The organism is Sandarakinorhabdus sp. (assembly GCF_031430775.1).
Lineage (GTDB): Bacteria > Pseudomonadota > Alphaproteobacteria > Sphingomonadales > Sphingomonadaceae > Sandarakinorhabdus.
This window is the reverse complement of the sequence record NZ_JANPCD010000181.1, coordinates 1-7,225: the sequence shown is the minus strand read 5'-3', so window position 1 is coordinate 7,225 and position 7,225 is coordinate 1. Positions and strand designations below refer to the sequence as shown.

General features: G+C 65.2%; 7 protein-coding genes. 3 read left to right on the top strand and 4 right to left on the bottom strand.

What is annotated here, in order from left to right; translation table 11 throughout:
- Positions 1-781 (bottom strand): phosphoribosylformylglycinamidine cyclo-ligase (purM, locus tag RMQ73_RS11760; RefSeq protein ID WP_310498441.1); only part of this gene is annotated, 781 nt, incomplete at its 3' end.
- A gap of 112 nt (positions 782-893) precedes the next feature.
- On the opposite strand from purM, the gene RMQ73_RS11755 reads away from it, so the two are divergent.
- Both RMQ73_RS11755 and RMQ73_RS11750 read left to right on the top strand, forming a co-directional pair.
- A complete protein-coding gene (locus RMQ73_RS11755; protein WP_310498440.1) occupies positions 894-2,270 on the top strand; it encodes a heavy-metal-associated domain-containing protein in 1,377 nt (458 codons plus the stop codon).
- Positions 2,267-2,863 (top strand): HdaA/DnaA family protein, encoded by a 597-nt coding sequence (locus RMQ73_RS11750; RefSeq protein ID WP_310498439.1) that lies wholly within the window; start codon positions 2,267-2,269, stop codon positions 2,861-2,863. Before RMQ73_RS11755 ends, RMQ73_RS11750 begins: the two co-directional genes overlap by 4 nt.
- Before the next feature lie 10 nt (positions 2,864-2,873).
- On the opposite strand, the gene RMQ73_RS11745 is transcribed toward RMQ73_RS11750, so the two are convergent.
- From RMQ73_RS11745 to RMQ73_RS11735, 3 genes are all read right to left on the bottom strand, one after another.
- Entirely contained in the window at positions 2,874-4,046 is a 1,173-nt protein-coding gene (locus RMQ73_RS11745) for a lipase family protein (protein ID WP_310498438.1), read from the bottom strand.
- Positions 4,043-4,420, bottom strand: a complete 378-nt coding sequence (locus RMQ73_RS11740; RefSeq protein ID WP_310498437.1) for a DUF6795 domain-containing protein — start codon at positions 4,418-4,420, stop codon at positions 4,043-4,045. The genes RMQ73_RS11745 and RMQ73_RS11740 overlap by 4 nt, the downstream gene beginning before the upstream one ends.
- A 214-nt stretch (positions 4,421-4,634) precedes the next feature.
- Positions 4,635-6,479 carry a peptidase M61 gene (locus RMQ73_RS11735; protein ID WP_310498436.1) on the bottom strand — a complete coding sequence of 615 codons (1,845 nt, stop codon included), beginning with the start codon at positions 6,477-6,479 and terminating at the stop codon, positions 4,635-4,637.
- 131 nt (positions 6,480-6,610) lie between these two features.
- On the opposite strand from RMQ73_RS11735, the gene RMQ73_RS11730 reads away from it, so the two are divergent.
- A partial coding sequence (locus RMQ73_RS11730) for an ATP phosphoribosyltransferase regulatory subunit (RefSeq protein ID WP_310498435.1) occupies positions 6,611-7,225 on the top strand: 615 nt, incomplete at its 3' end.

The window sequence follows — 7,225 nt, the reverse complement described above, 5'->3', positions numbered from 1 at the left end:
GGATATTTTCCAGGAAGCCGCCGCCGGTGATGTGCGCCATCGCCTTGATGTGCCCGGCGCGCACCAGCGGCAGCAGCGATTTCACATAAATGCGCGTCGGCGTCAGCAATGCCGCGCCCAGCGTCTGCGCCGGGTCGAACGGCGCCGGCGCTGCCAGATCATGGCCGCTGCGTTCGATGATTCGCCGGATGAGCGAATAGCCGTTGGAATGCGCGCCCGATGACGCGACGCCGATCAGCACATCGCCCGCCGCGACGTTGTCACCGGTCAGCTGCTCGCCGCGTTCCACGGCACCAACCGAAAAGCCGGCCAGATCATAATCGCCGGCTGCGTACATGCCCGGCATTTCTGCCGTTTCGCCGCCGATCAGCGCGCATCCCGCTAGCTTGCAGCCCTGGGCAATGCCGGCCACAACGGCGGTCGCAACGTCCAGTTCGAGCTTGCCGCTGGCAAAATAGTCCAGAAAGAACAGCGGTTCCGCGCCCTGAACGATCAAATCATTGACGCACATCGCCACCAGATCGATGCCGACGCCGTCATGGCGGCCGGTCTCGATAGCCAGTTTCAGCTTGGTGCCCACCCCGTCATTGGCCGCAACCAGCAACGGGTCCTTGTAGCCGGCAGCCTTGGGGTCGAAAAACCCGCCAAAGCCGCCGAGTTCTGCGTCGGCGCCCGGGCGGGCCGTGGCGCGGGCCAGAGGCGCGATCATTTTCACCAGCGCATTGCCGGCAGCGATCGATACGCCAGCATCTGCGTAGGTGAGCGGTTTCTGCTTCGTCATGGTTCGTCCCTAGCGGCAACCTTCGCCGGTTTCCAGCTTCACCGCTTGGCATTCTGGTGCCCGGCGTTAAAACACCCGCGTGATACGCGTGCTTCTTCTGCTGTTGTGCCTGATGGGCGCAGTGCCCGCCGTGGCGGCGCCATCGGGCGGCAGCGCCTATGCGGTCAGCGGCATCGAGGTCGATGTGGCCGGCCCGAACCCGCTGGCAGCCCGCAATGCGGCGTGGCGGCTGGCGCAGCGCCGGGCGTGGCCGATCCTGTGGGAACGGCTGACCGGGCAGCTGGCCGCCAGCGCGCCGCGCCTGTCGGACGGGCAGATCGATGCCATGGTCGCCGGCATCGAAAGCCAGGGGGAGCGATTTTCGGAAAAACGCTACATCGCCCGGCTTGGGGTCATCTTTGATCGCAGCCGCGCCGCCGTGTGGCTGTCGGGCACAGGCGCGGCGCTGCAATCACCGCCGATGCTGTTGTTGCCACTGTGGATCGATGGCGGCGCGGCGGTGCTGTACCGGCAGCAGACACCGTGGCGCGCGGCATGGACGCGGTACCGGGAGAATGTGACGCCGTTGGATTATGTGCTGGCGCAAGGCTCGCCGGGTGACAATCTGGTGCTCACGGGCTGGCAGGTGCACCGCGCCGACCGGGGCAGTTGGCGGGTGCTGCTGGACAGGTTCGATGCCAGCGACGTGCTGACCGCCGAGGCACGGATGACACGCAGTTGGCCGGGCGGGCCGGTGACGGGCGTGTTCATCGCGCGGCACGGGCCGGACGCCACGGAGCTTGGGCGGTTCACCCTGCGTGCGCCCCGTGAAGATGGCCTGGATGCCATGCTCGATGCGGCGGTGCGCCGGATGGATGATATTTATGCCGCTGCCTTGCGCGCGGGTCTGCTCAAGGCCGATTCGGAGCTTGCCGCTGATTTGGAGCCGTTGATCGGCGCCAGCCCGCGCGACGCACCGTCGCTTGCCGCCGAGGCCATCGGCGCCGGCAGCAGCCTGATGTTGGCCGTGGTCACGCCTGATGCAGCGGCTGCGGCAGCTGCGGAAGGGTTGCTGCGCAGCCTGCCCGGCATCAGCGGCGTGGTGGTGACCAGCCTCTCTCTTGGCGGCACGACGCGTATCGCTGTCAGCCACAGTATCGCAATCGCCGATCTGGAGCGCGTGCTCGATGCCCGTGGCTGGCGGATCGACCGGCAAGGCGCCGAGCTTTTGCTGCGCCGCCGCCTGCCGGCCGATGCGCCGCTGCCGCCGCCTGTGGTCGCCGTGCCGCCAGCCGCTGTGCCAGTACCGGCTGCACCCGTGCGTCCAGCGGGAGTGGTTGCCGTCCGTCCGGCTTTTCCGGCAGCGGTCAAAGAGGGCGCAAAACTGCCGCCGCCGGTCCGGCTGCCTGCGGTGCCGCCCAAAGCCGCTGCGCCGCCTGTCCAGCGCCCGGCCCAGCGTCCGCCGGCAAAGGGCGCACCGGCCGACCTGCTGCCGGCGGAGCGCAAATGAGCGCAGTGCAGCCCGCACTGCCGCTAGGCTTTGCGCCGTCGCTGGCGGCGGACAGCTATGTCGTCAGCGAAGCCAATCGTCACGCCGCCGCCTGGCTGGCGGCGCCGCAGGATTGGCCGATGCCGCGCACGCTGCTGGTCGGCCCGTCCGGCGCCGGCAAGACGCATTTGTCGCGGCTGTTTGCCGGCACGGTCTGGGACGATGCCGACCGCGCCGACGCCGAAGCGCTGTTTCACGCTTGGAATGCGGCTACCACCGACCGCCCGTTGCTGATGACGGCTTCGCGCCGGCCGCTCGATTGGGGGCACGGCCTGCCTGATCTTGCATCACGTTTGGCGGCCACGCCTCAGGTGCGCATCGGCGACCCGGATGATGCGCTTATCACCGCCGTGCTGGCCAAGCAGTTCGCCGATCGCGGCATCAGGGTGGGCGAGGATGTGCTGGCGTTCCTGTGCCTGCGCATCGAGCGGAGCTTTGCCGCCGCCGCCGATGTCGTGGACCGGCTGGACACTGCTGCACTGGCCAGCCAGCGCGCCGTGACCGTGCCGCTGGCGCGCGAAGTGCTGGAGGGGCAGTTGTCGCTGGCTGTGTGAACGCTGCGGTTCAGGGCAGCATGTCGAGCGCGCGCCGTGCCGTATTGGCAAGCACGCCGAACAGCAGGCCCAGAACCCAGCGCAGGAAATCCATGGTCAGATCGGCGGCGGCCCGTCGGACGCGCCCGAGAAAGCGGAAGATCATTTTCACCAGCGTTTCCGCATAGCCATAAAGTGTGATGGAGACCCGTGCGCCTGCATGAATGATGGAAGCGATCTGATCCAGCAACGTCGCCCCGGTGAAGGCCACGACGCCAACTCCTGCCTTGATGGCCTGCTGGACAATCCATGCCAGCGCGTCGCCGATCAGTCCCAGCAGACGCGCCGAACCCATCACAAATCCGTTTGTGACGCCGCCTTGCGCCAGCCATTGCTGGATCTTCAAACCCGAGTCCGGTTGCACGCCGGCATGTGCCATGCCAGCCCATGAACCGAATTTTTTCGACTCTTCCAGATAGACATCGGTGCGGTTGTGAAAACTCTTGTCAACCAGTGCGCCATCGGAATTGACAAGGGCGATCCCGCTGCTCGTCGGCGCATGAAAAAACGGGAAAAGCGGGATCATCGGCACGGGATCTGCGGGGTGATAGACCCGGCGCAGGTTCTCGCTGCCCAACCGCGATTGCAGCCACAGCGCGAAAGGCAAGGACCCCACACGCGGCGCGCCGAAGGTGTAACAGGAAACCTGCCCCATCCTCTGCGATGAAGCCCATGCCGCATTGAGCGTGGCAAGCGCGCCACCAAGGCTGTGGCCGACGCAATGGACATGGTTGATGGTGTTATTGCGCTTCAGATCGGTGATGGCGTCAATCAATTCGGGCTGCATGCTCTTGTAGATTTTGTGGAACCCCGTGTGGACCGGGAACCCGCCCGGACCCGGTTCAGCCGAAAAATTGAAGTTCGAAAGCCAGTCTTCGGTGGTTTGCGTGCCGCGCGTGGCAATCAGCAGATGGCCGTCCCACGTCGAGCCGGACTTGCCCATCGCGCAATAGCCGAAACCCGATCCGATCCGGCGGAACATGTTGCCGGACACGCCCGACAGGCGGTTGCTTCCTGCCATTGGAAAGGCGGCATCAATGGTGCCGACATAAGGGAAGGCGCCCATGTTGAGATTGCCAGGAGTCAACATTGTATAGGCGGCATTTGCAGCGGCGGCGGCCAGGTGCGGCGTCAATTGTGTCATCGGCGCCCGTCCTTCGCTGAAACCTTGCATACGCCGTAGACGCCGCCGTGAAGCGCCGGCGCCGCGGCCAGGTCGCAAACCACTGCAATTGCCGGCGCGGACAGGTTTGGCCCCAATTCTCCACCCGGTCGATAATTGTTCTTCTCGGCCTGCCAGATATCATTTTCTGGCGCCTCACCGGCGATGCGGATCTTCTGCTGGATGCTCGGCGAATGCGGCAGGATGGAACCCATGAACGAAGACCGCAGCACGGCAGGAAAATGGAAGCGCCCCTCGCTGTCCGTTTTGGCGGTGTCCCCGGCCACTTCCTTGCCCCACGGCCATGTCCATTGGCGTTGCAGCTCGGCGCCGGCAATCGGCTCGCCGCCGCGCATCACAACGCCATGCAGTTCGGAAAAGATCACCATGGCCATGTCAGAACACCCCGATACGCCGATAAGCACAGCGCCAAGCGCCGCAAGCGTGACCATGCGGCGCCTTGGACGATTGCTGGACTGTCCTGCTGCCACGCGCCCCCGCCACCCGCTCGATACCAGCAGTTTGACGTGCCACGCCTGTCTGTCAATCGGCCATCGGAACAGTGTGCCGCTAAGGCCTCGGCAGCAGCAGTTTTTCCAGTGATGTCTCAGCGCTGTCGGTCTTTTCCAGCCTCGGATACCGCAACCCGCCATGCCAGGCCAGATCGGCGCTGCGGACGCGGTCGGCGGTGCGAACCATCAGCCGGATCGGTGCTGTTTCGGCCTGGGCGGCGGTGATGGCGGCCTTGAAAACATCGTCGCTATAGGGCCGTTCATTCACTGCGATCAGGATATCGCCGACCGCCAGCCCGGCATCAAAGGCGGCGCTGCCCCAGATGACCTGTTCGATCTTGCCGACTGCGCCCAGCACCAGCCCGCCCGAAAACGACAAATTGCTGGTCTTGGAAGACTTCTGGGCATCGACAAAGGCCGGCGTCGGCTTGTCGGTGTAGACAAGTTTCCAGCCCGACAGCGTCAAGCCGCCCAGAGGCGCGCCTTCGGCTTTTTCGGTCAGCCGGGTCCGCAGCAGCCCGGCCCAGTCATAAGGGTGGATACGGTTCAACGTGGCAACGACCGTGCCCAGATCATAGGGGACCACGCCCCAGTCGCCCTCGCCGGTGCCGAAAAACGCCCGCGCGAAATCGTCCATGCCGCGCTTGCCGGCGGTTTCGCGGCGCAGGATGGCATCAACTTCCATCCAGATCAACATGCCTTCGGCGTAATAATCCTCCGACCGCTGAAAGCTGAGCCAGCCCTTGGGACTGCGCGCCACGATGACCGGATCGTTGGTCGTATCATCAAGGCTGCGCCAGCCGCGCGCCGGGCGGTTGTCGAGCGTCGCGGCGATGCCGGCAATCTGGTCCAGCGTGTCGGTGCGCGACACCAGCCCGGACCGCGCCTGCAGGACATAGCCCCAGAATTGCGTCTGCCCTTCATACACCCAGAGCAGCGAATTGCGCATCGGCGTGCGGAAATCGGGCACGATGGAATCGGCGCCGCGCCGGTGCTTGCCGTTCCAGCTATGGGTGAATTCGTGCGGCAACAGGTTGCGCCGGCCCGGCCCGCCGTCCCAATCGGTGAAATACGTGCTGTTCACGCCGTTTTCGGAACTGCGGTGATGTTCAAGCCCGATGCCACCCATGGTTTCGGTCAGCGACAGCAGGAAGTCATAGTGGTCGAACTGGCGGGTGCCGAACAGCTTGACGGCCTGGGCGACAAGGGCGCGATGCTTGTCGATCTGGTCGGGCTTGGCATCGAGAAACCGCGCTTCGTCGGCGACGACATTCAGCGTGACATTCTGGCCAAGGTCCCAGCGGCGCAGATGGCGCCCGGCAAAAAACGGGCTGTCCACCAGCGTTTCGAAATCCACAGTCGCATAGGTGATGGCATCACCGGCCCGTGACACCTCGCGCAGCGCGCTGGCCGCCTGCCAGCCGGCCGGCCATGTTACCGTCAGCGCAGCCGGAATTTGCCGGGTGAAATATCCCGCCGGATACAGCGCGACGCTGTTGGGCTGCAAATTCATCATGTCGGCGGTGACGACGATGCGGCCCTGGTTACCTTCGGTGGCCGACAGGAACTGGAAATCGACATCGAGGTGGCTGGTGCCCGCCGGCACATCGACGGCAAAGGCGTACATGTCGATCGGGTCGCGCCGCCAGACGAGCGGCTTGCTGCCCGCACGGATGCTCAACCCGGCGATTTTTTCCACCTCGCCGCGCGGGGCGTGCTTGCCGGGCAACCATTTGGGAAACAGCAATGTCATTGGCCCCGGCCCGGTGACGGGCACGCGTTCGCGCACCTTGAACACGCCGCGCAGCGTGTCGGTGGCATCGACCTGGATGGTCAGCACGCCCTTGAACGGCTTGTCCTGCGGCGGTGGCACCGTGTCGGTGATCGGCAACGGGTGCGGCATTGACCGGGGAGCGGCAAGGGCGGGAGCGGCGCAAAGCGCGGCGGCGAAAAGGATGGAGCGCATGTCAGGTGGATAGCGACAGGGCAGGGCAGGTGACAAGTGCGGCGCGCTCGCCTATTTCGCGCCAGCATATGACCAAGCCATCGACACCCAAGGCCCCGCAGCGGCCGCGCGGCACCCAGGACATGATGGGCGAAGCCGCCGCGCGTTTTGACCATGTCATCGAAACGTTCAACCGCGTGCGGCGTCTTTATGGCTTTGGCCGCGTCGAAGTGCCGGTGTTCGAAAGCACGTCGGTGTTCGCGCGGTCACTGGGCGAGACCACCGATGTCGTGTCGAAGGAAATGTATTCCTTCGAAGATCGCGGCGGCGATTCGCTGACATTGCGCCCGGAATTCACTGCCGGCATCGCGCGGGCCTATATCGAAAACGGCTGGCAGCAACATGCGCCGATGAAACTGGCCACTTGGGGCCCGCTGTTTCGTTATGAACGCCCGCAAAAGGGCCGGTTCCGGCAGTTCCACCAACTGGACGCCGAAGTGCTGGGTGCAGCCGAGCCGGCGGCGGACGTGGAGGTCATTGCGCTGGCCGACCAGTTGCTGCGCGAACTGGGCGTAGCGAAGGATGTGACGCTGCAATTGAACACGCTGGGCGATGCGGAAACGCGTTCTGCGTGGCGGGATGCGCTGGTGGCGCATTTCTCAGGCCATAGGGACGTGCTCAGCCCGGAAAGCCGCGAGCGGCTG